This window comes from Frankia sp. R82, from assembly GCF_023716925.1.
In the GTDB taxonomy this organism is placed as follows: domain Bacteria; phylum Actinomycetota; class Actinomycetes; order Frankiales; family Frankiaceae; genus Frankia.
This window is the reverse complement of the sequence record NZ_JAMQQG010000008.1, coordinates 44,003-69,651: the sequence shown is the minus strand read 5'-3', so window position 1 is coordinate 69,651 and position 25,649 is coordinate 44,003. Positions and strand designations below refer to the sequence as shown.

Sequence of the window (25,649 nt, the reverse complement as noted above, 5' to 3'; positions counted from 1 at the left end):
CCCCCCCCCCCCCCCCCCCCCCCCCCCCCCCCCCCCCCCCCCCCCCCCCCCCCCCCCCCCCCCCCCCCCCCCCCCGCGGTCGTGTCAGGGGATCGGGTGGTGGCAGGGGATGTGCGTCCTGTCCCCCACCACAGCCCTGGATCAGGTGGTGAGGTCAGGTGGTGAGGATGGAGACGGCGGCGGTGCCGGGGGCGCCGTAGAGCTGGGCGTAGCCGACCCGGGGGTTGCCGGGGACCTGGCGGTCGCCGGCCTGGCCGCGCAGCTGGCGGACCAGTTCGTGGATCTGGCGCAGGCCGGAGGCGCCGATCGGCTCACCGTTGGCGATCAGGCCGCCGTCGGTGTTGACCGGCAGGCGACCACCGATCTCGGTGGCCCCCTCGGCGAGGAGCTTCTCCTGCTCACCGTCGGCGCAGAAGCCGTTCTCGGCCATGTGGATGATCTCGGCACCGGCGTCGGTGTCCTGCAGCTGGATGACGTCGACGTCCTGCGGGCCGATGCCGGCGGCCTCGTAGGCGGCCCGGCTGGCGTAGACCGTCGGCGCGACGTCCTCCTCCACCGCGGCCCACGAGCTGTGCACCTCGTAGGCGCCGTAACGCCGGGTGCGCAGCGCGGTGGCCCGCAGGTAGATCGGGTTCGAGGTGTAGCGGTGGGCGATGTCGGCCCGGCACAGCACCACGGCCGCCGCGCCCTCGTCCGGCGAGCAGAACATGTACTGGGTCAGCGGGTAGTTGAGCATCCGCGCCCCGAGGATCGTCTCCTCGTCCAGCGGCTTGCGGCGGAACGCGTTGGGGTTGAGCACCCCGTTGCGCAGGCTCTTGTTCACGACCTTCGCCAGGGTCGCATGCGAGATGCCGTGGTCGTGCATGTAGCGGTTGATCTTGATGCCGAAGAACTTGGTGGTGAGGAACTGGCCGGCCTCGCCGTACCAGGACGGCGCGCTGTAGTACTCCGGGTCGGCGGTGAACGCGCCGGGCAGGTGCTTGTCCATCCCGACGGCGACGCCGAGCTCGTACTTGCCGTAGCGGATCGCGTCGGCGGTGAGTTCCAGGGCGGTGCCGGCGGTCGCGCAGCCGTTGTAGACGTCCATAAACGGGATGCCGGTGAGGCCGAGCAGGCTGATCACCGCGTCCGGGTTGTCCACCTCGTTGCTGCCACCGAACGCGAACTGCACGTCCGACCAGCTGATTCCGGCGTCCGCACAGGCGGCGCGAACCGCCTGTGCGCCCATCTCGATCGCCGACTTCTGGCCGAACCGGCCGAACGGGTGAATGCCCACCCCGACGATGGCGACGTCGTGCATGTCAATCTCCTCGATCCTGGGGCGGGACGGTCCACGGGCTGGGACCGTTCACGAGGGCCGGGACGATCCCCGGGTACGGCAACACCCGGCAGTCAGGACGCGGCCGGTGCGAACGCGTGAATCACGACCTCGGTGCCGTCCGCCTCCGTGCGGAACGGCACCACCACCAGTTCCAGCTCCATGCCGAAGACGAGCTTCTCGGGGTCGGCCTCGGTCAGCCGGGTCTCGACCCGCACCTCGTCGCCGAGCTGGACCAGCCCCACCCCGTAGGGACGGAAGGTCTCCTCGGTCTCCCCGCCCGCGTACGGCGCCTTGGGCAGGAAGCCCTGGATGGTCCACGCCACGAGCGTCCCGCGCCGCGGCAGCAGGTGCTCGGCCATCTCGGGGCTGCCACAGCGCGGACACGACGGCTTGCGCGGAAACGTCACCGCCTGGCACACCGGGCAGCGGCTGCCGATGAGCTGCGGCTCGTCGGCCGGCCAGGTGAACACGTCGGGGGCGAACGCTACCTTGGTCACGCCACTCTCTCCTCGCCTCGGCGACCGGCCGGCTCCCGCCGTGGCGCCGTTCGCCTGTCCTACAGTTCTGACTTGACCTTGGACTTCATCTGGTCGAGGTTCACCAGGATCGGATAGCCCGAAACGCTGAGCGCGTTGCCGTGCCCGGTCTGGTGGACGTCGAACACCGACTGGATCGCCGCGTAGAAACCCTGGACGTCCAGGGTCTGGTTGACCGCGCGCTTGGCCTGACGCAGGCCGAAGGGCGGCATCTTCGCGATGCTGGCGGCCAGTTCCCGGGTTGCGGTGTCCAGCTCGGCGCGGGGCACCACCCGGTTGACCATGCCGACCTTCTCCGCCTCCTCGGCGGTGATCGCCCGACCGGTGAACAGGATCTCCTTGGCCTTGCGCGGCCCGAGTTCCCAGGTGTGCCCGTGGTACTCGACCCCGCCGATGCCCATCGCCACCACCGGGTCGGAGAACTTCGCGTCGTCCGCGGCGATGATGAGGTCACACGGCCAGCACAGCAGCAGCCCACCCGCGATGCAGCGGCCCTGCACGGCCGCGATCGACGGCTTCGGGGTGTTGCGCCAGCGCAGCGTGTACTCCAGGTAGCGACGCGACTCGTACTGGATGATCTCCTCGAGGGTCATCTTCCCGTGCCCGTTCGCGCTGCCCGAGCCCTTGATGTCGTGCCCGGAGGAGAAGTGCTTTCCCTCCCCACGCAGAATGATGACGGCGACGTCGTCGTCCGCGGCGGCGGCCCGCCAGGCCTCGTCGAGCTCGTCGAGCAGCTCGGGGTTCTGGGCGTTGGCGACCTCGGGCCGGTTGAGCGTGATGGTCGCGATCTTGTCGGCGACCTCGTAGCGAATGAACACCTGCAGCTCCTCAGCCGCGCGTCGGGCCGACCAGCTCGGTGCCCGGCAGGCGACGTTGCCCCTTGTGGACGTTGCCTCTCGTGGATATGGCTCTACTGCTCTTCATAGCGTGCCCGTAGCTCCCGGCGCAGCACCTTCCCGGACGGTAACCGGGGGATCGCGTCGGTGAACACGATGCGACGGGGCCGCTTGTACGACGCGAGCCGCCCGCCGACCAGCGCGATCAGCTCGTCCGCAGCCACCGGCGCCCGGGTGGTGACGGCGGCGACGACCGCCTCACCGTCGGCGGCGTCCGGGATGCCGAACACGGCGCAGTCGGCCACGGCGGGGTGGCGATGCAGCACCGCCTCCACCTCGGCCGGCGCCACCTGGAACGCCCGCACTTTGATCATTTCCTTGCGCCGGTCGGTGAGCCGCACCCAGCCGTCCACGTCCACATGGCCGAGGTCGCCGGTGCGGTACCAGCCGTCCACCATGACGTCCGCGGTCGCGGCGGCCGGCAGATAGCCGGCCATCACCGACGCCGACCGGGCCTGCAGCTCGCCGGTGGCGCCGACGGGCAGCACAACGCCGCTGTCAGGGTCCACCACCCGTAGCTCGACGCCGGCCACCGGCTGGCCGACGCTGTCCAGCGGCGCGCCGGTGAGCGACGTGCGCCCGGGTGGCGTGCAGGTGAACAGCGGCACCTCGCTGGCCCCATAGGCGGTCACCCAACCGACCCCGGTGCGCGCCGTCACCGACTCGGCGACGCTCGGTGTGACGGGAGTGGCACACCACATGATGTAGCGCAACGACGACAGGTCGAACGACTCCAGGTCCGGATGCCCGGCGATCGCCAGCGCGATCGGCGCCACCGCCATCTCGATGGTGATCCGGTCCGCCTCGATGGCGTGCAGCACCCGGTCAAGGTCGAACCGGCGGTGCAGCCGCATCCAGGCCCCGGCCGCCCACACCGTGGCGATGTTGAGGATGCCAAGGATGTGGGAGGGCGGGGTGGCGATCTGCAGGCGGTCGGTGGCGGTCATCCCCAGCGCGCGGCGCCAGTGTCCGACCGCCGCGCCGAAGGACGCGTGGGTGTGCCGCACCGCCTTGGGCAGCCCGGTCGTCCCCGAGCTGAACACCAGCAGTGCCTCGGCCGTCGGATCCGGTGCCGGCCACGCAGCCGCGGCACCCGCGGGCGGGGCCGCCTCGATCGGCTCGTCCAGCGACAGCATCGGCATCGCGGCGGCAAGCGCCTCGTGGTCGCCGACGGCGTGGCGCGCCTCGGTGAGGGCGAGGGCGTCCTCGACCTCACCGGCCCGCCACGTCGGACTGAACAGCACCGCCGCCGCACCGACCCGCCACAGTGCCCGCACGGCCACGACGAACTCGGGCCGGTTCGACGACATCAGCGCCACCCGGTCGCCCGGGTGCACTCCGCGGGCGACCAGCCGGCGGGCCAGGCCCTCGGTCAGCGCGTCAAGCTCGGCCCGGCCATAGGTGCGCTCGCCGAAGCTGAGAACCGGACGATCGGTCACCAGACCCCCTTCGCAGCCGCACCGGAGCCGTCAGACCCGCCATGGTGGCCGAGCCGGCCCGGCCGGGTGGCCGAGCCGGTGACCGTTGTCAGACCGGGATGAGCCGGGACAGGTTGCCGCCGAGGATCTTGGCCTTGTCCTCCTCGCTGACGTTGGTCAGCTCGGCGGCGAAGGAGGCGGGCTCGGCCAGGCCCTCGGGGTGCGGGAAGTCGGAGCCGTAGAGCACCCGCTCGACACCGAGGAGCTCGGACAGCCGCGCCATGTCCTCCTCCCAGAACGGGCTGATGTGGATGTTGCGACGGAGGACCGAGATCGGCTCCTCCTCGAACATGTGCGGGCCCTTCTTGTACGCGTTCTTCAGGGCGCCGATCAGCGGCTCGACCCAGGACGCGCCGTTCTCGACGACGGCGATCTTGAGCTCGGGGAAGCGTGACAGCGTGCCGTGACAGATCAGCGAGGCGACGGTGTCCTCGATCGGCCGCCACTGGCTCAGGAAGCGGAACGCCTCCGGCTTGAACGGCAGGTACTCCTTGTTCGCGCCCTCCCAGTCGTCGGTGTAGCGGTTGTAGCCGCTGTCCGACGAGTGGAACCCGACCAGCACACCGGACTCGACGACCCGCTTCCAGAACGGGTCGAACTCGGGCAGGCCGAAGGAGCGGGAACCGCCGAAGCCAGGCACCGGCGCCGGGCGGATGAGGATGGCGCGGGCACCGCGCTCGACCACCCACTCCAGCTCCTCGATCGCCTTCTCGACGATCGGCAGGGTGATGACCGGGGTGGAGTAGATCCGGTTCTCGTAGTTGAACGACCAGGTCTCGTGCATCCACTCGTTCAGCGCGTGGATGACCGCGTGGGTGAGGATCGGGTCGTTACGCATCCGCTCCTCGAGCAGGCTCGCGAGGGTCGGGAACATCAGGGTGCGCTCGACGCCCTGCTCGTCGAGCAGCTTCAGGCGCGACTCGGGCTCCCGGAACGCCGGGATCGAGCGCATCGGCTTGCCGACGATCTCCCGGTAGGACTTGCCCTCCGGGTTGCCGTGGCGGTAGTAGTCCTCCTGCGCACCCGGGCGGGCGACGACCTCGAAGGTCGGGTTCGGGATGTACTCGCTGATCTGACCCTTGACGGCAATCTTGGTGCGGCCGTCGACCTGCACGTAGCGCACCGCACCGCGGTACTGCTCGGGCAGGAACTTGGTGAACGCATCCTCGGTCTCGTACATGTGGTTGTCGGCATCGAAGATCGGATACGGAGACGCGCTCGACGACATGGTGTGCTCTCCCCTGCTGATCAGATAGTGGATGTCGGGCCCGCGGGCGCGCTCACGAGCCGGCTCCGGCCAGCAGTGCGCGCACGGGAGCGGAAGGATCACCGCGGGACTCGCGCCACCACGCGCCGAGCGCGTAGGTCAGCTCCGCGGACGTGCCGAGCAGCGCGTCCAGCGCCAGCACCCGGCTGTGGAAAAGATGATGGTCGTGCTCGGCGGTGAACCCGATGCCGCCCAGGACCTGCATGGTCCGCTCGCAGATTCGCCGGCCGTTGCGCCCCGCCAGGGCCTTGACTACCTCGTCATGCCGCTCCGGCGCCGCGTCGTCGAGCGCCACCGCGGTCGTGACGACGCTCTCCAGCGCCACGCAGTCGGTCTGCGCCCAGGCCAGCAGGTGACGAACCGCCTGGAACGTGCCGATCGGCCGGCCGAACTGCTCGCGGGAGCCGGCGTACGCCACCGCAAGCGCCGCCGTCTGCTCGGCGGCCCCGAGAATCTCCAACGACGCGGCGATCCGGCCGAGGAACAGCCCGCGGGCCCGCGCGGGCACGGCGTCCGCCTCGGTCACCACGGGGGTGAGCGCGGTGTCGTCCACCCGGACCTCGTGCAGCGTGAGGCGCCCGGGCACCGTCACCGGCACCAGCTCCGCCTTCTCGGCAGGAATGACCGACGCGCCCTGACCGGGCCGGTCGACGAGCAACGCGCGCCCAGCGACATCACCGACAGCGACGAACCGCTCGCCACGGGCCGATCGGCGGGCGATCACCGCGACAAGCGTGCCGGGCTCGGACCCGGTCGCGGCGAGGTACGGCTGGGCGAGCAGGGCACCGAGCGCGGCGGTGTCCGCGAGCTCCCGGCCCTGAGCCCGAAACAGCGCCAGGGCCGCTCCGCGGGCGTCCGTGTCGTCGAACTCGGCCAGCAGGTCCCACCAGCCGAGCGCCTCGAGCGGATCCTCGCCGGGAGTGGCCGCACGCAGCACCGCACCGGCCGCGTCGAGGAACTCGCGGTCCGGCGACTCCACGACCGACGTCATGGCAGCCGCAGAATCTGCTTGGCGATGGTGTCGAGCTGCATCTGCTGCGACCCTCCGTAGACGGTGACGATGCGCGAGAACAGGTAGTCCTGCCGGTTCACCGCCACGTGGTCGTCCTGCACGCCGACGGCGAGATCCGGATCGCTGGCCAGCACCCAGTCGTTCACCGCCTGTTCGCTGGCGGCCAGCATCAGCTTCACGAACGCCGCTCTGGGACCGAGCACCGTGTCCGCCGCATGCGCCTGCACTCCCGCGAAGCTGCTGGCGCGGACGGCGGCCAGGTCAAGCAGAGCGTTGCCCAGCAGCGTATCGCCCGCCGGTCCGCCCAGCGAGAGATTGTCAAGCACCTCCCGCGTAAGGAAGTTGTGCCGGAACCAGCCGAACGTCCCGCGCTCGTGGGCGAGGATGTGCATGGCCACTCGCCAGCCGCCGCCGATCTCCCCGACCAGGCGCTCCGGGCCGACCGGCACCTCGTCGAAAGTCACCTCGGCGAGTTCGTCGGTGCCGTTGGCCTGCTCGATCGCCCGTACCTCGACACCGGGATCCTGCAGGTCGACGACGAACGCGGAGAGCCCCCGGTGGCGCGACTCGGTGGTCCCGGTCCGGGCGAGCACCAGACACCACCGGGCGTAGCGGGCCCAGCTCGTCCAGATCTTGCGCCCGGTGATGACGTACCCGCCGTCGCGTTCGACCGCCCGGGTGCGGGCGCTGGCCAGGTCCGAACCCGCCTCGGGTTCGGAGAAGCCCTGTGACCAGACCTGCTCGCCGCGCAGGAACCGGGGCAGCGCCTCGGCCATGAAGTCCGGGTCGCCCAGCGCCACGAGCGTGGGGGCGAGCACCTCGAGATGCTCGTAGAGCGCCATCGCCGGCAGCCCGTGGCGGGCCAGGGCGTCCCACATCACGGCGCGGTGCACGATGTCACCGCCCAACCCGCCCAGCTGTTCGGGCCACCCGTAGCGGGCCCAACCCTCGTCGTACAGGACACCCATGAGCGTGGAGGTGGCGGCCACCCGCTGGTCGTACGCGGCGATCGGACGCGAGGCAGCCTCCAACGCCGCCGGCCGGGTGGCCAGCCAGTCGTCGAGGGCAGCGGCGTACGAGCACGCATCGTCACGAAGCGGACCGCTTCCACTGCTGGCAGTTATATGCAACATTGACGTCAATATAGGAACCCGCGAACCTCGAAGCAACGGGGACGTTCGCGGGCCGTCTCTCAAGGAGTGACGTGGTCGAGCACGAGGAGCCGGACGGCAACCCGGTACTCATCGAGGATCGCGGCCCGGTCCGGGTTGTCACCCTGAACCGTCCCGCCACCCTCAACGCCTCCGACGAGGGGCTGCACACCGCCCTCGCCGAGGTATGGCCGGCCATCGACGCGGCCAGCGAGGTGCGGGCCGTCGTCCTCACCGGCGCCGGCAAGGCGTTCTCCGCCGGCGGTGACCTCGCCCTGCTCGACCGGATGGTCGCCGACCCGCAGCTGCGCGCCAAGGTGATGGCCGAGGCCGGGGCGATCGTGCGCGGGATGACCTCGGTGCGGGTGCCGATCATCGCTGCGGTCAACGGTCCCGCCGTGGGCCTGGGCTGCAGCCTGGCCGCGATGAGCGACCTGGTCGTGATCGAGGAGCAGGCCTTCCTCGCCGACCCGCACGTCCTGCTCGGGCTCACCGCGGCCGACGGCGGCGCGCTGGTCTGGCCGCTGCTGATCAGCCTGCAGCGGGCCAAGGAGTACATCCTGCTCGGCGACCGGATCCCCGCGGCCGAGGCGCTGAACCTGGGCCTGGTCAACCGGGTGGTGCCTCGCGGCGAGTCGGTGAACACCGCGGTCGAGCTCGCCACCCGCCTCGCCGCCCTGCCGCCGCAGGCGGTCGTCGAGTCGAAAAAACTCATTAACAGCGGCTTGCGCCAGGCAGTGGCATCCTTGTTGTCCGGCGGGCTCGACAGTGAGTCGCGGTCCTTCGACGAGCCGGCGTTCCAGCAGAACCTGGCCCGGATGCTGAGCAGGACGGGAGCAGCCTGATCGTGGCGGACGGGAACGACAACGGCGCTGGAACGGGTGCCGGCAGCGGTGGCAGCGCGAGCCTGGGGGGCGCCCGCACCGCGCGCTACCCACAGCTGTCGGGGGTGCGGGCCGAGCTCGGTGAGCGGTACCGGGCCGAGGGCCAGTGGGACGAGCGCCGCCTCGCCGATGGCATCGAGGCTGCGGCGGCCGGCAGCCCGGACGCGCTCGCCGTCATCGACAACGAGGTGCGCCTGACCTACGCGCAGCTCGCCGCCGCGGTCGCCGGCGGGGTGTCCACGCTGGCCGCCCGCGGCGTCCAACCCGGCGACGCCGCGATTCTCGTCACCGGCAACACCCACCACGGCGTGATCGCCTACCAGGCCCTGCTGCGGGCCGGGACGACCGTGGTCGGGCTGGACCGGCGCAGCGGTGCGGCGGAGGTGCGCTTCGCCCTGGAGGCACTGCCGACCGATCCGTGGATCATCGTGCCCGACCGGGAGGCCGAGCGGCTCGGTGAGGCGTTGGCCCTGGCCGGGGACCGGGTGCTGGCCCTGGAGCTGTTCGGCGCCGAGGTCGACCCGTCGGTGCCGGCAGCCACCTGGACCGAGCCGAACCGCGACCGTGCCGCGATCATCATGTTCAGCTCGGGCACCACCGGCCGGCCCAAGGGCGTCGTCCACTCGTTGAACACCCTCACCGCGGGCCTGTTCAACCTCGAGCGCTCCGTCGCCCACGACCACGTGGCGACGTTCCTGGTCAGCCCGCTGACCAGCATCACCGGCCTGATGCAGCTGCAGCTCGCGGCCGATCGGCACGGCACGCTGCTGCTCGAGGACCACTTCGACGCGGCGGCCACGCTGGCGCGGATCAACGCCGAGGAGCCGACGCTGCTCGGCGGCGCCCCGGTCATCCCGCAGCGGCTGCTGACCGCCGCGGCCGAGGCCGGGCCGGACGTGCCGGTGCGGCTGCGCCGGCTCACCCTCGGCGGTTCGATGCTGCCCCGGCCGCTGCTCGAGCTCGCCACCGACCGCTACGGCATCGAGATCGTGCGGATGTACGGCTCGTCCGAGGCACCGGTGTTCTCCGGCAGTCTGCCCGACGACCCACGCGCGCGGCGGCTGGCCGATGACGGCGTGCCCATCCGGGGCGGCGAGGTGCGCATCGGCTCGTCGGAGCATCCGCAGGAGGGCCTGCTGCGCGGCCCGAACCTGTTCCTGGGCTATCTCGACCCGGCCGACGACAAGGGCGCCTTCGAGGACGACTGGTACCGCACCGGCGACCAGATCGACGTCACCGACGGTCGGCTGACCGTCGTCGGGCGGCTCAAGGAGATCGTCAACCGCAACGGACTGAAGATCTCGCTGAGTGAACTCGACGAGGCGCTGCTCGGCCTGCCGGGTTCGATCGAACACGCCACGTTCGGCCTGCCGGACCCGGCCACCGGCGAACGCCTCGTGGTCGCCGTCGCGGTGGCCGACGGTGCGAACGTCACCCTGCAGGACGCGATCTCGTATCTGCTGGAGCTGGGCATCGCCAAGCGCAAGCTGCCCGAGCAGCTGGTCCGCTGGAAGGGCCCGCTCCCCCGCACCGCGTCGGGCAAGATCGTCCGTTCCCGACTGGTGATGGACGCCCCGGCGATGGACAGCGACCTGGCCGACCGCCTGCGCGACGCCTGACCTGCGCGGGACGCGACCCAGCCGGGGCCCGGTCACGGGGTCACGGGGCGGCACCATGACCGGTCGACAGCGGGGGCCGCAGCGCGGTCCCCGCCGCGGTCACGGGCGCCCCCACCTGGGCCTGGGCTGCGGGTGGGTCTGCTGGTCGGCCGCGGCGCCGGCAGGCCTTCGCCGCATACATCGCCTCGTCGGCGCGCCGCAGCAGCTCCTCCGGACCCTCCAGTGGACTGTTCGCGACCACCACCGCGAGCCCGACGCTCACCGACACCTGACGGTCGTGTCCACGGACCCGGATCGGACTGTGCAGGGCCTCGCGGACCCGCTGGGCCGTGAGCTCCCCGATCGCCTGTGGGTCGTTCCCGAGATCGCGCAACAGCACGGCGAACTCGTCCCCACCGATGCGGGCGGCGAGATCCGCCCGACGCACCGCACCGCGCATCCGGCCGGCCACCGCGCGCAGCAGCTCGTCACCGGCCGCATGGCCGAGAGTGTCGTTGACCGCCTTGAACTCGTCCAGGTCGCAGAACAACAACGCCACCGGTGTGCCGTGTGCCTGGTGGTCCTGAACCGCCTCGGCGACCTCCGCGTCGAACAGCATCCGGTTCCCCAGTCCCGTCAACGGATCGTGCAGCGCCTGGTGGCGCAGCTCCTGCTGGGCGACCCGCACGCTGACCAGGAGCCGGGTGTTCTGGGCGACGGTCACCATCTGCCGGACCAGAACGAGCGCCACCAGCGCGATGAACAGCGTCAGGGTGACTCCACGCAGGGCGCCGCCGCGCGCCGCGGTCGCCACCACCAGCCCGGCGACGGCACTCAGCGGCAGGTACGGCAGGTAGACGTGCGCCCACACCGAGATCTGGTCGCCCCATGACAGGCCGGGCACGCCCGGCGCGGATGTCACCCCTGAGCCGGGCCGCCTGCGGCGGGCGGGCGGGACCAGCAGGGCGAGCGCGAGCAGCGGCGGCCCGAGGGCCAGCCCCACCCAGGCGCTCGCGGTCTGGTTGATCTCCACCCGATGGATCAGCGCCCACTGGACGGTCGCGCCCGTGGCAAGGGTGGTGCACAGCGCACCGGCCGCATACAGCACGACCGCCCGGGAGTTACGGGGATGGCCGAAGGTGAGCAGCAGCAGCAGAGCGAACAGCACGGCGGCGCTGCCGAGGATGTCCGCGAGCGCCAGCCAGTACTGGACGGCGGACAGCCCGGCACCGCGCAGGTCACCGAGCAGTATCACCCACAGCAGCACAAGGACGGACCCGGCGATGAGCAGGCCGTCGATGAGCATCAGCAGGTAGCGACCCCCGTCGGGTTTCGCCCGAGGCGGGTCGGCCGCATCGCGCCGGGACTCGCCCGGCACCGCCAGCACCGCGAGGAATGCCAGCCCGACCGGCACCAGGTGCACCGCGTTCAGGTCGCTGTAGTGCACCTGCCGGTCACGGTCCACGCCGAAGATCACGACCCACTGGATCGCCCCGGCCACGAGGAAGACCAGCACACCGGTCAACAACGCCCGCCAGAGCAGCTCCTCCCGGCGCGTGCGCAGCACCGAGAACAGACCCAGCAGCAGCGACCATCCGCTCAGGACCAACGGCCCGAAGACCTCGAAGGGACTCCGGTTCCCGCCACCGAGCGCGGCCTGCGGAATGAGGACGGCTGCGACCAGCACCGCGGTGGTGCACGCGACCAGACCGAAGGCCCGAGCACCCAGTGGCGCCGCGGACGGCCGAACCGGGACGGCCCTCGACGTGGACGTCGCGCCGGGCGATGCCTCCGGGTCGGTCGCACGCGGAACACCAGAACGACGCATGGGCGGCGTCCTCCCTTCCCGCCCAGCATCGCCTGGCACAACGGCCGGCGCACATCAAAACCCTGCTATACGTGATCGCACGATGACGTTGTGACGTCGAACATCCCGCTCGCCGCCGACGATCAGGCTGGCCGCCCGCTCACATCGCCGTCCGATGGTCCCCGGTGCCGGGGCGCACGGGCATCGGCCGGACCATCGCGTCCACCGTGAACGACGCGACCAGCTCGCCGGCCTCGGTGTACACCCGGCACTCGCTGTGGGTCATGCCTCCGCTCGCGACGGTCGAGTGATGGTGGTAGCGCAGCCACTGGTCGGCGCGGATGTCGGCGTGCAGCGACAGGGCGATCGCGTTGATGCCGGTGGACAGGCTGCGGTGGGCCTGCCACTGTCCGACACCCGCGTGCGGGCGCATCGCCGCCGAGATCGAGATGTGCCCGGTGAACTGGGCGAGCAGTGCCGCATGCAGCGGCTGGTCGGCCGGCACCGCGCGAAAGCGCACCCAGGTGTCGATGGTCGGCGGCCCGACCGGCGCCGCCGGATCGTCGTCGTACTCCCCCGCCGGGATGCGCAGATCCCGGCCGGTGACCGCCATGTCGTACGGCTCGGACTCGTAGGGCCCCGGGGCCGGCGGCGCCGGCGCCGCGTGGCGGAACACGTCCTCTCCGGTGACGTCGAGCAGCAGCGTCCCGGACGCGCGCCGCCGGCCACCCTGGCTGACGTGCGCGATGACGGAGGTGAAGCTGCGGCCGTTGTTGAGCTCCTCGAGCTCGAACGCCAACGGCTCGCGGGCGTCGGCGGGCCGGTAGAACACCATGTGCGCCGACACGACGCGGCGGCCCGGCACGTGCCGGCTGGCGGCGACGATCGCCTGGCCGAGCATCTGGCTGGCCTCGACCACGGGCCGCCCCGGGCTCGCCAGGAAGCCGCTGACGTAGCGGCGCTCGCCGTCCGGGCGCACGTCCAGAATGTCGACCAGATCCGCGACGTCACCCCAGATCGGGAACTGCTTCACGGTGACGTCGCGCGGGTCGTCCCCGTCGACGCCGTCGACGATCTCGACGAGCGCCCGGTCGTGGTCGAACGTGACCAGCCCCGCGAGCCACTCCAGGCCGGCGGCCGGCTCGGTGGACAGCCACGCCACGTCCTGCCCGTCGACGACCGCACCCGGCACCGGCGGCGCACCCCAGCCGCGCAGCGCCGGCGGCACCTTGCCGTCGATCGACCAGGTCTGCGCGCCGCCCCGGACCGGGCAGGTAACCGGCGTCGACGTCGGGGTGAACAGGTCGAGCCGCACATCCTCACGCGGAAAGTACAGCGCGGACGTTCCGTCCGGCTTCCGCCCCCACACCGTCGCGGTCGACTCGGCGATCAGCTGGTCCCCCCACCAGGCCCGGGCCCGCAACGGGATGGGGACGGCGAGGAGGGCCGATGCCTCGACCTCGGCCGGTTCGGCGGCTGTGTGCTCTGGAGCTGTCATGATGTCACTCTCCGTCGACATGGACAGATGGACCTGCGTGGACAGATGGACCTGCGTGGACGGCCGGACCTGCGTGGACGGCCGGGCCGGCAGGAAGGGACGGACTGGACTCGGACGAAGGATCGGAGACGCCCCGGCCGGCCGGCAGCTGCGGGCGGGCCGGGAACGTGCGGGCCGTCGCGAGGATGGCCAGGACGTCGGTGGCCGCGTCCCGCACCTCGATCGTGGCGACCACACCCCGCGCCACGGCCGGCCTGCTCCCGCCGGTTCCTTCGGTTTCTCCCCCGGCCGCCTGTCCCCCCGCCGCCTGTCCCCCGGCCGTACTGGCCGTCGCGACTGCGGGGCCGCGGCGGACCGGGCGCAGGTACCGGATCCCCAACGACGCCAGCGTCGTGCCCGGCGGGGACACCTGGGGCGGCAACGAGAGCAGCGCCTCCTCCATGACCACCGGCACCAGCCCGCCGTTGAGCGTGCCAGCGGCGTTGGACATGTCCGGCCCCACCCGCATCGACACCACACCGGGCGCGACCGGCTCACAGCGCAGCCGGGTGGCGATCGGCTCGCGCAGCCGGCCCCGGATGTGACGCATCGAGTCCAGGGCCCACCCGCCGGGCGGCATCCGCAGTGCCGGGTCGGGCGCCGGGACGAAGATGCTGCTGCCGATGCCGAGCAGGCGGCCGTCCTCGCCGACGAAGTCGATCGCGGACACCAGGACCGTCCGGCCCGACTTGACGGTCCGGCCGATTCCCCGCACCGGCTGGCCGCCCGCCGGGATCTCCTGGAACAGGTGCACGTCGAGCGCGAGGGTGACGGGAACCTGTGGGGCGATCTCGCGTACCCCCAGCAGGCCGAGCACCACGTCCGCGAGGGCGGCCAGCGCCGAAGCCCGCAGCCACGGCGTGCCCGGCACGGCGAGCTCGGGGACGGCGGGTAGCAGGCCGTGCAGCTCGTCGCCGACCTCCTCGACCGTCAGGGCGAGCTCGCCGATGACGTTCGAGGTCTCCGGGCCGGCGCCGGCCGTGCCCCGACTCACCATCGCACTCACCGCTGTGTCGTCACTGTCAGCCGTCCCGTCATCGCCATGTCGCCGCCGCTCGGCCGTCGCCAGCCCGGTCCCCGCCGCCCGGTCGCCGCCGTGTCGTCCTCGTCGGGTTGTCGCCGGGTGCGCGCGGCGCTGGCGTACGCCAGGCTGATCCGACGGGCCCGAACCCGTTCGACTCTAAGGTCAGCGATGAGGTCGATGTCGAGTTTGCCGTCTGCGGCGAGACCCGGCCGGGTGGCGGCCCGTGGTTACCCGGCACCGGAGCGGGGAATTCTCACGACCACCGGGCGACAGGGTCGTCGTACCGGGCCAGCCCGCCGGATCGGCCGCCGGATCGATGCCGTCCGGCACACCCGACCATCACGCCGGATCGGCCAGTTCATCGCGCGGGATCGGCCGACCTCCTCGTCGACGTTGACATCGCTCGTCGCGGTGCGATGTCATAGGCCCGACGGCCGGGGATCATGATTCGACCGGCGCGACACCGTCCAGAACCTGCCGCAGCAGCGGTTGCCACCCGTGCCTTTTCGGCGTCGGAGACCCCCTGTCAGCGATGGTCCGCGGACAGGCCGCACCGCCCAAATTGCGACGAACCGGATATCGCCGGAACGGTTGTCACCGGCATCCGGCATCAACGACACCTGGTGTCGCTGGCGCCTGGTGTCACTGGCACCCGGTGTCACTGGCACCTAATGTCAGGTGTCATCCGGACGTCGCCGCATCCGATCTGACTGACGAGCCGGCCGACGCGCGGCCGGGCCGCGCCGGTCGCTGTGACGACCGACGGTCGCAGCGGGCGTCGAACGAACTGGAGGGTCTCCCATGGGCAAGCTTGATGGCAGGGTCGCATTCATCACCGGAGCCGCTCGCGGCCAGGGCCGCAGCCACGCGGTGCGCCTCGCCCAGGAGGGCGCGGACATCGTCGCGGTCGACATCTGCGAGCAGATCGAGACCGTCACCTACCCGCTGGCCACGCCGGAGGACCTCGCCCAGACCGTCAAGGAGGTCGAGGCGCTCGGGCGCAGCATCGTCGCGGTCAAGGCCGACGTCCGCGAGCGCTCGCAGCTGCACGCGGCCCTGGCCGAGGGGATCGCCCGCTTCGGCCGGCTCGACATCGTCCTCGCGAACGCCGGCATCTGCCCGTGGAAGGACATCACCCTGGTCAGCGGGTTCGTCGACGGCACCGACGTCGACCTGATCGGTGCGATGAACACCGTCGCGGTCAGCCTGCCGCACCTGAAGGCCGGCGCGTCGATCGTCATCACCGGCTCCACCGCCGGGATGATGAAGGGGACCACGGAGAACCTGGGCAACAGCGGTGGCGTCGGGTACGCGTGGGCCAAGCGGGTCATCTTCCAGTACACCCAGACCCTCGCGCTGCAGCTTGCGGGCAGCAGCATCCGGCTCAACGCCGTGCACCCCACCAACACCAACACCCACCTGCTGCAGAACGACGACATCTACAAGGCCTTCCGGCCCGACCTGGAGAACCCGACCCGCGAGGACGCGGAGCTGGCGTTCCCGGCCATGCAGGCGATGCCGATCCCCTACATCGAGCCGAGCGACGTCAGCGACCTGGTGCTCTTCCTCGTCTCCGACGAGTCGAAGTACATCACCGGCCAGAACTTCCGCATCGATGCCGGCGCCATGCTCAAGGGCGAGTCGGCGATCTGATCGGACCAGCCGTGACCACACCGTCGTCCGCCGACAGCATGCCCCCCGCCAGCAGCACGCCCGCCGTGGCTCTCGGCGGCCGGGTCGTGCTGGTCACCGGTGCCGCCCGCGGGCAGGGCCGGGCGATCAGCGAACGGGTGGTGGCGGCCGGGGGTCGTGTGATCGCCGGTGACGTCCTGCCCGACGTGCACGAGCTTGCCGACGCCCGACCGGATGCGGTCCACGCCGTGTCCCTCGACGTCACCGACGCGGCGGCATGGGCGCGAGCGGTGCAGGCGGGGCTGGACCGCTTCGGACGTCTCGACGGCCTGGTGAACAACGCCGGTGTGCTGCGCCGCGAGTCCCTGGAGCGGGAGAACCCGGCCGACTTCGAGCGGGTGTGGCGGATCAACTGCCTCGGACCGTTCCTCGGCCTGCAGGCGGTCGTCCCACACCTGCGGGCCGCGGGCGCCGGTGCGATCGTGAACACCGTGTCGGCCGCGGCGGCCACCGCCTGGACGCTGCACAGCGCCTATTCGTCGTCGAAGTGGGCGCTGCGCGGCCTCACCAAGGTCGCGGCGCTCGAGCTCGCCCCGTACGGTATCCGGGTCAACGCCGTGCTCCCCGGGCCGGTGCTGACCCCGATGGTCATCGGCGACGGTGACCCCGTGGCGGAGAAGCGGCTGGCCGCCACACCGCTGGGCCGCGCCGGGCTGCCCGCCGACATCGCCGAGCTCGTCGTCTTCCTGCTCTCCGACAACGCCGCCTTCATCGCCGGCGCCGAGATCGCCATCGACGGTGGCCAGACCGCGGGAGTCGTCCTCACCTTGCCCGACCAGCAGTAGGCCTCTGACCGGCCGGAGCGCCTGACCACCGGGAGCGCTCCGGCCGGCTGCTGGGTTTGTTATCCCGCGGGCCGGGTCAGCTCGCTGGCGTTGTCGTGCATGATGCGCTGCTGGTCGTGCGCCGAGAAGGAGCCGAGCCCGCCGAGGAAGTCCTTCGGTTCGGCAAGCCCCTCGGCGTGCGGCCAGTCGGAGCCGAACAGGATCCGCTCGACCGGCAGGTGCACGGCGAGCTCCGCGACGTCGTCCTCGACGAACGGCGCGACCCAGCAGTGCTCGATGAACTGGTCGACCGGCGAACTGGCGAACATCCCGGGATTCTGTCCGCGCAGCACCTGCAGACCGTGCAGCAACGAGCCGACCCAGGTGCCACCGTTCTCGATGAACGCGATCCGCAGGCCGGCGAACCGTTCGAACAGGCCGTGGGCGACCAGGGCGGCGGCGAAGTCGTGCACGAGCCGGTGCTTCATCAGCATCTTGAGGAACGGCTCCTCCCGCGTGATCGCGTTCGTGTCGCCGCCGCGGTTCGCCCCGCGGTATCCCCAGCTCTGTGCGATCGCGGCCTCGACCTCCCGGTAACCGTCGTCGAACCCGGCATGCGGGGCGACGACGACCCCGGCCTCCTGGACCCGAGCCCAGAACGGGTCGAACCGCGGATCGGCGGGCGACCGGTACCCCTCAGGGGTGAACACGGGACCGTTGCGGATGCTCACCACCCGCGCACCACGCCCGATGCACCACTCCAGCTCCGCGATCGCCCGGTCCAGGTCGGACAGGGTCAGGAACGGAACACCGAAGATCCGGTTCTGGTAGGCGAAGCCCCAGTCCTCCTCGAGCCACCGGTTGAACGCCCGCAGCACCTCGATGGACGCCTCGAGGTCGGGCTGCATCGGGCCCTCCACGCACACCGCGTGGGACGGGAACATCCAGACGGCTTCCAGGCCCTGTTCGTCCATGCGGCGTAGCCGCGCATCCCGCTGGAACCAGTCCGGGTGGTCCGCCGGAGCCTCGCAGGCAAGCTCCGCGCCGACCGACCCCTTGTCACCGCGCCCACCGAAGTAGTCGTAGAGCGCACCGGGGCGGGGGCGGGGGTGCGCGTCGCCCGGTCCGGGCAGGATCGGATGCGCCTGGTCGCCGATGAAGTAGCGAATCTCGCCGGCCCGCTCGACGACCCGCAGGCCGCGATCGAGAAAGGCCGGGTCACGATGCCGAGTGAAGGCGTCGCTGGACTCCCAGTAGTGGTTGTCCGCGTCAAAAACAGTGGCTAATGCGGGAATTTCGGTCATGTCGAACACCTCTGTCCTCTGGTCGAGTCGTGGGGTGGTGTCAGCCTGGTCGGATTATTCGGCGCCGTGGCGCAGCAGCTGGCCGGGGGTTTCCTGTGTGCATTCCCCGTCGACGAAGGTGGTCGTGCCGTTCACGATGATCCGGTCATATCCGGTGGCCTTCTGGATAAGGCGCCATTCGCCCGCCGGATAGTCCCAGACCCGCTCGGCGGGAAGGCTGTCGACCGTGTCCGGGTCGTACACGATGACGTCGGCCGGTGCGTTCTCGGCCAGGAAGCCACGCCCCCGCAGGCCCGCGGCCTGCGCCGGGTAGGCCGACAGGCGCCAGTGCGCCTGCTCCAGCGACATGATCTCGTGCTCGCGCACCCACAGCCCGAGAAGTTCGCTCGGGTAGCGGGCGGTGGTGACGAACTTGGTGTGTGCGCCACCGTCGCTGACCCCGGGCAGGGACACCGGCCCGGTGGCGATCTCCTTCATGGCCTGCGGCGGCGTCTCCAGCAGCGGCGTGGCGAAGCCGACCCGCAACTCGCCCGCAACGGCCAGATCGAGCATCGCGTCGATCGGGTGCTTGTGTTCCCGGGCGGCGATCTCGCCGATGGTGTAGCCCTCGTAGGTCTCCTTGAGCTCGCGGGCGTTCGCCACGTCGCTGGAGATCCAGTGACACTTGATGTCGGTGAGCACGTAGCCGGCGCCGAACAGGCCGCCACGCTCGGCGTGCACCTGCTTCATCGTCGCCCGACGCTGTGGGTCGGCGAGCTTCACCCGCTTCTCGGGGACCGTGCCCAGCAGCGCCTCCTTCCAACAGGGGATCGCGTCGGCGAGGTTGTACTCCTCGAGGGTGAACTCGGAGGCGAAGTTCGTCGTCAACGCCTGGGCGAAGACCCGAACGCCCTCGCTTTCGTTGAGCTCGGCGAGGCGGACGAGGGCGTCGCGGTGCGACATCTGCTGGCCGCCGTGCTGGTTGAGCGCACCGTCGGCGAGCAGGGCGTTCCAGATGATCGGCCGACCGCTTTCGCGGGCCATGAACGCCGCGGTCTCCAACGGCGCGGTCACCTGCGCCACCCCGCGACCGAGCGCCCCCAGCGCCCGGCTGAACGCCCGCAGGTCACGCTCGCTCATCAGGTCGGTCACCATGGGAGTGCCGTCGTAGTCGAGCTGCACGTTGCCGACGTCCCCGAGGATCTGCGCCGACAGGCCGCAGCCGCCGACCTCCATCCCCTCGATCAGGAGCTTGCACATGAGCTGCAGCTCCTCGTCGCTCACCGGCCGCCCCTTGGCCACGTCCAGGCCGACGACATAGCCGTAGAGCGGGGCCAGCGGCACGAAGGACATCACGTTCACGCCCTTGGGCGTGCGCTCGACGCTGTCGAGGAACTCGGGGAAGGTCTCCCAGTCCCACGGCATGCCCTGGCGCATCGTCTCCATCGGGACGGCCTCGTTGCGCGACAGGCTCAGCATCGCCCGCTCGCGGTCGACCGGCTTACACGGGGCGAAGCCGAACCCACAGTTGCCGATGACGACGCTGGTGACGCCGTGCCAGCCCGACATGGTGCACCACGGGTCCCAGAACAGCTGGCTGTCGTAGTGCGTGTGCAGGTCCACCACACCGGGCGCGACGACCCGGCCCGTCGCGTCGACGACCTCGGCGCCGTCGGAGGCCCGCACCTTCCCGATGTGGACGATCTTCCCGTCGGCGATTGCGACATCCGCCCGATACCGTGGCGTCTGTAACCCGTCAATGACGGTTCCGCCCTTGATGACCAGATCATAAATTGCCATCAGATGACCCTCCCACTGGCCGCTGCGACCCCGGTCTCACCATGTATATCGACTTGATGGTGACTCCCGAAAATCACTCCGTCAAGGGAGTTCGAAGGATCACGTAAATGCACACTTCCGAACACACTCGGGATCGGTTCAATGGCGAGGAAGAATACCCGGCGAGGTCGACAAAAAAAGCGGATAAACCCGCCGGAAAAACATTCGAGAACCGCAGGAATTTCGGCTCTGCAGCGCCCTGCGTGCGGTGCCGGTTCCTGGCTGGCCACGCCGGTCAGTGCACGACGTGGTCCTCCGGCTTCACCCGGGCGGTCATCGACCAGTAGTCGACGAGTCGCCATGGACACAGGACGTACACGTGACCGTCGGCGGCCTTGTACCAGGAGTGCTCGATCGAGGGGTGGCCCCACATCAGCGTGCCGATCTCGGCCTGAAGCTCCGTGGCGTAACGCGCGTAGGCCTGCGGTGTCGGTTCGATCGAGCGCCGCCCGCCGGCCAGCACCGCGAGGGCGTCTCCGACGTAGCGCAGCTGGCACTCGGTGAGGAAGACGACGCTGCCGGCATGGGCCAGGCTGCTGGCCGGGCCACCGAGGATGAACAGGTTCGGGAAGTCCGGGACCGTGATGTTGAGGTAGCCCGTGGGCCGCCCCTGCCAGGCCGTCGTCAGTGACACCCCGCCACGACCGATGATCTCCATCGGCCAGAGGACCTCACTGGCCCGGAACCCGGTCGCCATGACGATCACATCGACCTCGTGTCGCCCCGACTCGGTGACGACGGCATCCGGCTCGATGCGAAGGATCCGGTCGTTGACGAGATCGACGTGGTCCTGCCGCAGGCACCGCAGCCAGCTGCCGTTGTCCTGCAGCATGCGTTTGGCCATCGGCGGATAGGTGGGCGTGACCTTCTCGACGAGCTCGGGGTCGTCGCCGATCTGCTGGTCGATCCAGCGGACGAAGGCCTCGCGACGGGTGGCACTGAACGCGTTGGCGGTGCGCGGGAAGTCGGGCCACTCGGGATCCACCCGGACCATCTCGAGCAGCCGGTCGCTGGACTGCCACATGAGCATGAACCGATACCACCGGCCGTAGCCGGGCAGGTGGCGCATCGCCCACCGCTCCCCGGGCCGGACCGCGTCATGGTAGCGCAGGTTCGGCGACATCCACTGCGGAGTCCGCTGGAAGACGGTCAGCCGCTCGACGTCATCGACGATCGCCGGCCCGATCTGGAACCCGCTGGCCCCGGCGCCGATCAGGGCCACCCGCCGCCCACGCAGGTCGACCTGCTCCTCCCAGCGCGCCGCGTGAAACGCCGGGCCGGCGAAGTCGGCCAGCCCGGGGATGTCGGGGATCAGCGGCCGGCTCAGCAGACCGACTCCGCTGATCAGCGCGCTCGCGGACGCCGTGTGCGTGGCGCCGTCCGTGGTGCGGTAGGTGACCTGCCAGCGCGCGGTGTCATCGTTCCAGACGGCCCGCTCGACCTCGCACTGCCAGCGGACGTGGTCACCGATGCCGTACTCGTCGAGCCTGTCCCGGAAGTACCGGTACAGCTCGGGCTGGCGGGCGTAGTACTCGCTGAAGCTGTCGTTCGGGCCGAACGAGTAGCTGTAGTAGTGGCTGGCGACGTCGACCCGGGCACCCGGGTAACGGTTCTCGTACCAGGTTCCACCGACGTCGGAGTTCTTCTCAATGATCGTGAACGGGATACCGGCCTCCTTCAGCCGGATCCCGGCGAGCAGGCCGGACTCGCCGCAGCCGATGACCAGCACGCAGAAGTCGGGGTCGAGCGGGACCTGCTCGGGATCGGGCAGCCTGATGGCCCGGGGGTTACGCCCCTCGAGATCCATCTCGTCGGAGTACATCGCCGCGTACTCGTCCGGCACCGGTTCGCAGGCGATCCAGTCCATGATCTCGCGTACCAGGGCCGGGTCGAGCTCCTTTGCCGGCGGGCAGCCCGCGTCCCGCCAGGACCGAATGACCTCCAGCGCGCTGTGGCGCAGCTGCGCCTTCTCGTCCTCGGTGAGCCCGCCCTGGAACTCGTTGTGCACCCACTCCCGGGGGCGGATCGGCCCTCGCACGTACGAGGGGTCGCCGGTGAGCCCGACGGCGACCGCGGTGAGCGCCGAAACCGAGAGATCCGCGAGTGCCGCCGAGATCTCGGCGTCCCCCTCGGTGACAGGTTCGGTACGCAGGTGATCGCCTGCCATGAAAACACTCCTCTGACCCACGCGCCGATCTCCCCCCGCCCATGCACTGCATAGCGTCGTACGTGGCACTATTGGGTGTCAACGGCTACCGTGATCCCATGCCGGTGACCACTCGACCTCTCGCGGAGGCGAAGCGACAGGCAGCGCTCGAGCATGTGCTCACCGCTGCTCGCCGGTATGTGATCGAGAACAGTGTCGATGCGACCATGGACCAGCTCGCCGAGGCGTCCGGGGTGAGCCGGCGCACGCTGTTTCGGCTCTTCGGCACGCGTGAGAAGCTCATCGCCAGCGCCTTCCAGGCCGCGATGGCGCACTACCTGCGTTCACTGCCGCCCTTTCGCGGCGATATCGACCAGTGGCTGCGGGCAACCTGCGAGGCGGCCCACCGGATGAACGCCTCCATCGGCCCCGGCTACTGGGAGATGGCCGCACGCACGGATCTGCCCGCGGACCTTGCCGCGCTACAGCTGTCCACCCGGCGCGACTGGAACGATCGGATCACCGAGATCACCGTGACCCTGTGGCATGAGCACGGCCACCGCGGGAGTCCACCCGGTGTGCTGCTCACCGCGGTGGGAGCCCATCTGAGCTCCCATTTCACCGCCGCCGTCATCATCGACGCCGGCCGTGACTGGCAGACCGCCAGCGCTCTGGCCCATGCCGCGATCACGGGAACCGTCCGTTTTCTCGCCGCGCCGGGCCAGGTCGCACAGCTCGACGGCCCGGCAGTGGCAGAGCAGGTGTCAGGAGGTGCCCGCGCCCATGAGTGATGTCGGCCAGGGGGATGCCACGACCGGGTCGATCCCGGCCGACCGACAGTCCGTGACGGCAGCCACGGCCCCACCACCGGCTGCCGACGGCGGCGTGGGCTGGGTGGCGTCGTGGTCGACGTCGATCGCCGGGCCGTTCGGCCCGGTCGCCGCGCCCGGCAGCTCGGTGCCGGCATACATGCCGCAGCCCGATCTGTCCTTCGCTCTTCCCGGGCACGTCACCGACGGCGCGCGGGATCAGACCATCCGCATGATCGTCAAGCCGGACGTGTGGGGCACCGTCGCCCGGGTGCGGTTGTCCAACGTGTTCGGCACGGTCGGCGTGACCTTCTCCGCCGTGTCCGTGGCGTTGCAGGAGTACCAGGCGAACCTGGTCGACGGCACGTCGGTCGCCCTGACCTTCGGCGGGCGGCCGGAGGTGACGATCCCGCCCGGCGAACGGATCTTCAGTGACCCCGTGACCCTGCCGTTCGTCGGCCGGATCACCCCACGATGGCTGGCGGGTCGCAACCTCGCGGTCAGCCTTGCGGTGCGCGGCGCGTCCGGACCGATCAGCGCCCATCACGACGGGCTCGTCACCGGCTATCTGAGTTCTCCGGGCTCGGGTGACCAGACCGGCGCACCGGACGATCACGCCTTTCCCCACACGATCAACTCGGTGCTGTTCGTCGACGCCGTCGACGTGCGCCCGGCGGACGACACCCTGGTGGTCTGCGCGTTCGGGGACTCCCTGACCGACGGCACGTTCTCCACCCCTGGCGGGTACGACCGTTGGTCAAACGCGATGTCACGCCGGCTGCACGCCGCGCTCGGCGACCGGGTGAGCGTGGTCAACCAGGGCATCGGCGGCAACGCGGTGGCCGCGGCGATGATCGGGCCGCCGGCGACGGCGCGGGTCCACCGGGACGTGCTCGGCCTGTCCGGGCTCGACGTCGTGGTCTGGCTCGAGGGGATCAACGACCTGGGCATCGGCCGCGGCACCCCGGGTCCCGTCCGCGACGGCTACCGGCAGGTGGTCGACGTGCTGCACGACGCCGGGGTGCAGGTGGTCGGCGCGACGATCCCGCCTGCGCTGACCCCCGGTGGCACGCCCCCGGCGGACAGTCCGCTGTGGTCGGTCGGCCCGGAGCTGATCGCCCACATCGGCGGCCCGCAGCTGGACCGGCACCGCCGGGAACTGAACGAGTTCATCCTCACCAGCGGCGTCTTCGATGCCACCGCGGACCTGGCCGGCGCCGTGACCGACCCGGCCACCGGGACACTGCGGGCGCCGTTCGTGCCGAGCAGCGCCGGCAGCGCGGGTGACTACCTGCATCCCAACCGGGCGGCCTACCAGGTCATGGGCCGGGTGGCCGCGGACGCGGTGCTCACCCTGCGCGCCCAGCCCGAGTTCCCATCCCGGTCCCAGTGATCCCGCTCCCGGGCTCGGCGCGACGCGCGCCCCAGGCGGCGAGGACGTCGTCGACCGGGGTGAGCTCGATGCTCGGTCCCGCCGGCGGACCGTTCGGCGTGCGGGAGAAGCGCGGTGCGGGGGCCGGCTGCTCGACCCCGTCGACCTCGACGATCGTCCCGCGGGCGGCCAGGTGGGGATGAGCGGCGGCCTCGGCGAAGGTCAGTACCGGCGTCACGCAGGCGTCCGTACCGGCGAACGCCTCGGCCCAGCCATCCCGCGACCGGGTGGCGAGCACCCCGCCGATGCGGGCCCGCAGCACCGGCCAGCCGGCCCGGTCGTACTGGCCGGGCAGGTCCTCGCCGGCAAGGCCGAGACCGGCCAGCAGTTGGGCGTAGAACTGCGGCTCCAACGCGCCGACAGCCACGTACCGGCCGTCGGAACAGGCATAGGTGCAGTAGAACGGCGCGGCTCCGTCCAAGGTGTTCGACGCACGCTCGTCCGACCACAGCCCCGCCCCGCGAAACGCCCAGATCATCTGGCCGAGCACACTCGCGCCGTCGACCATCGCCGCGTCGACGACCTGCCCCCGACCGGACACGGATCGCTCCCACAGCGCGGCCAGCACCCCGGCCACGAGAAACAGCGATCCGCCGCCGAAATCGCCCACCAGGTTGACCGGGGGCACCGGAGGACGGTCGGCGGGACCGACCGCGTGCAGCAGACCGGTCAGCGCGAGATAGTTGATGTCATGCCCGGCACGTGCCGACAGCGGGCCGGACTGCCCCCAGCCGGTCATCCGCCCGTAGACCAGCCGCGGATTACGCGCCAGGCAGATCTCCGGGCCGACCCCGAGACGCTCGACGACCCCGGGCCGGAATCCCTCGAGGAGCACGTCGGCGCGATCCGTCAGCGCAAGCGCGACGTCGCGCCCGGCGGGATCCTTCAGGTCGACACCGACGAGCCGGCGGGCGCGCAGGGTGTGGTCGGGCCGACCGACCGGCCCTGGCCGGGCGAGGCGCACCACGTCCGCACCGAGATCGGCCAGGACCATCGCAGCGTGCGGCGACGGCCCGATACCGGCCAGTTCCACCACCCGAAGCCCGGCCAGCGGCCCCGCCGTCCGGCCGGGGGTCACGGTGTTGTCCCGCCGGGCAGGTCGCTCGGAGGCGACGCCGGCACCCACCACGTCACTACTGTTTTCGATCATGATGAGTTCACGCTAGTAGGCAG

The 25,649-nt window shown here is 71.0% G+C and carries 20 protein-coding genes; 6 read left to right on the top strand and 14 right to left on the bottom strand.

All coding sequences use genetic code 11. From position 1 onward, the window contains the following. Window positions 1–154: 154 nt before the first annotated feature. The 7 genes from ND747_RS03415 to ND747_RS03385 form a co-directional block, all read right to left on the bottom strand. A complete protein-coding gene (locus ND747_RS03415; protein ID WP_251731695.1) occupies window positions 155–1,300 on the bottom strand; it encodes a thiolase family protein in 1,146 nt (381 codons plus the stop codon). Between the two features lie 92 nt (window positions 1,301–1,392). Beyond that, window positions 1,393–1,818, bottom strand: coding sequence for an OB-fold domain-containing protein (locus ND747_RS03410; protein WP_251731693.1), 426 nt, complete (start codon window positions 1,816–1,818; stop codon window positions 1,393–1,395). A gap of 59 nt (window positions 1,819–1,877) precedes the next feature. Then, window positions 1,878–2,675, bottom strand: coding sequence for an enoyl-CoA hydratase (locus tag ND747_RS03405; protein ID WP_251731691.1), 798 nt, complete (start codon window positions 2,673–2,675; stop codon window positions 1,878–1,880). Window positions 2,676–2,767: 92 nt separating this feature from the next. Continuing rightward, window positions 2,768–4,192 (bottom strand): class I adenylate-forming enzyme family protein, encoded by a 1,425-nt coding sequence (locus ND747_RS03400; protein ID WP_251731690.1) that lies wholly within the window; start codon window positions 4,190–4,192, stop codon window positions 2,768–2,770. A gap of 88 nt (window positions 4,193–4,280) precedes the next feature. Further along, window positions 4,281–5,459 carry an amidohydrolase family protein gene (locus tag ND747_RS03395; protein WP_251731707.1) on the bottom strand — a complete coding sequence of 393 codons (1,179 nt, stop codon included), beginning with the start codon at window positions 5,457–5,459 and terminating at the stop codon, window positions 4,281–4,283. Window positions 5,460–5,511: 52 nt separating this feature from the next. Continuing rightward, entirely contained in the window at window positions 5,512–6,489 is a 978-nt protein-coding gene (locus ND747_RS03390; protein WP_251731688.1) for an acyl-CoA dehydrogenase family protein, read from the bottom strand. Beyond that, the gene (locus tag ND747_RS03385; protein WP_251731686.1) at window positions 6,486–7,643 is read right to left on the bottom strand and encodes an acyl-CoA dehydrogenase family protein; all 1,158 of its coding nucleotides are present in this window, start codon (window positions 7,641–7,643) and stop codon (window positions 6,486–6,488) included. Before ND747_RS03385 ends, ND747_RS03390 begins: the two co-directional genes overlap by 4 nt. Window positions 7,644–7,714: 71 nt before the next feature. Between ND747_RS03385 and ND747_RS03380 the strand changes: the two genes are divergently transcribed. Together ND747_RS03380 and ND747_RS03375 are read left to right on the top strand one after the other, a co-directional pair. Next, window positions 7,715–8,506 (top strand): enoyl-CoA hydratase/isomerase family protein, encoded by a 792-nt coding sequence (locus ND747_RS03380; protein ID WP_251731685.1) that lies wholly within the window; start codon window positions 7,715–7,717, stop codon window positions 8,504–8,506. Between the two features lie 2 nt (window positions 8,507–8,508). Then, window positions 8,509–10,164, top strand: a complete 1,656-nt coding sequence (locus ND747_RS03375; protein WP_251731683.1) for a class I adenylate-forming enzyme family protein — start codon at window positions 8,509–8,511, stop codon at window positions 10,162–10,164. Between the two features lie 40 nt (window positions 10,165–10,204). Here the strand turns inward: ND747_RS03375 and ND747_RS03370 are convergent, their stop codons facing one another. The 3 genes from ND747_RS03370 to ND747_RS03360 all read right to left on the bottom strand — a co-directional run bounded on the left by ND747_RS03370 (window position 10,205) and on the right by ND747_RS03360 (window position 14,493). Then, entirely contained in the window at window positions 10,205–11,971 is a 1,767-nt protein-coding gene (locus ND747_RS03370) for a GGDEF domain-containing protein (protein ID WP_251731681.1), read from the bottom strand. A 139-nt stretch (window positions 11,972–12,110) separates the two neighbouring features. Next, window positions 12,111–13,448, bottom strand: a complete 1,338-nt coding sequence (locus ND747_RS03365; RefSeq protein ID WP_251731679.1) for a DUF427 domain-containing protein — start codon at window positions 13,446–13,448, stop codon at window positions 12,111–12,113. Between the two features lie 4 nt (window positions 13,449–13,452). Then, window positions 13,453–14,493, bottom strand: coding sequence for a PaaI family thioesterase (locus ND747_RS03360; protein WP_251731677.1), 1,041 nt, complete (start codon window positions 14,491–14,493; stop codon window positions 13,453–13,455). An 819-nt stretch (window positions 14,494–15,312) separates the two neighbouring features. Here ND747_RS03360 and ND747_RS03355 point away from each other — a divergent pair. Beyond that, a complete protein-coding gene (locus ND747_RS03355) occupies window positions 15,313–16,164 on the top strand; it encodes a mycofactocin-coupled SDR family oxidoreductase (RefSeq protein WP_251731676.1) in 852 nt (283 codons plus the stop codon). A gap of 38 nt (window positions 16,165–16,202) precedes the next feature. After that, window positions 16,203–16,988, top strand: coding sequence for an SDR family NAD(P)-dependent oxidoreductase (locus tag ND747_RS03350; RefSeq protein WP_285899914.1), 786 nt, complete (start codon window positions 16,203–16,205; stop codon window positions 16,986–16,988). A 59-nt stretch (window positions 16,989–17,047) separates the two neighbouring features. On the opposite strand, the gene ND747_RS03345 is transcribed toward ND747_RS03350, so the two are convergent. The 3 genes from ND747_RS03345 to ND747_RS03335 all read right to left on the bottom strand — a co-directional run bounded on the left by ND747_RS03345 (window position 17,048) and on the right by ND747_RS03335 (window position 22,256). After that, window positions 17,048–18,271 carry an amidohydrolase family protein gene (locus ND747_RS03345; protein ID WP_251731672.1) on the bottom strand — a complete coding sequence of 408 codons (1,224 nt, stop codon included), beginning with the start codon at window positions 18,269–18,271 and terminating at the stop codon, window positions 17,048–17,050. Between the two features lie 54 nt (window positions 18,272–18,325). Beyond that, a complete protein-coding gene (locus tag ND747_RS03340) occupies window positions 18,326–20,050 on the bottom strand; it encodes an amidohydrolase family protein (protein WP_251731670.1) in 1,725 nt (574 codons plus the stop codon). Between the two features lie 274 nt (window positions 20,051–20,324). Next, window positions 20,325–22,256, bottom strand: coding sequence for an NAD(P)/FAD-dependent oxidoreductase (locus tag ND747_RS03335; protein WP_251731668.1), 1,932 nt, complete (start codon window positions 22,254–22,256; stop codon window positions 20,325–20,327). Window positions 22,257–22,360: 104 nt separating this feature from the next. Here ND747_RS03335 and ND747_RS03330 point away from each other — a divergent pair, with 104 nt between their 5' ends. After that, a complete protein-coding gene (locus tag ND747_RS03330) occupies window positions 22,361–23,026 on the top strand; it encodes a TetR family transcriptional regulator (RefSeq protein ID WP_251731666.1) in 666 nt (221 codons plus the stop codon). Further along, entirely contained in the window at window positions 23,019–24,437 is a 1,419-nt protein-coding gene (locus tag ND747_RS03325; protein ID WP_251731664.1) for a GDSL-type esterase/lipase family protein, read from the top strand. The genes ND747_RS03330 and ND747_RS03325 overlap by 8 nt, the downstream gene beginning before the upstream one ends. On the opposite strand, the gene ND747_RS03320 is transcribed toward ND747_RS03325, so the two are convergent. Beyond that, the gene (locus tag ND747_RS03320; RefSeq protein ID WP_251731663.1) at window positions 24,394–25,626 is read right to left on the bottom strand and encodes a CaiB/BaiF CoA-transferase family protein; all 1,233 of its coding nucleotides are present in this window, start codon (window positions 25,624–25,626) and stop codon (window positions 24,394–24,396) included. The two genes, ND747_RS03325 and ND747_RS03320, sit on opposite strands and share 44 nt — an antisense overlap. Window positions 25,627–25,649 lie beyond the last annotated feature (23 nt).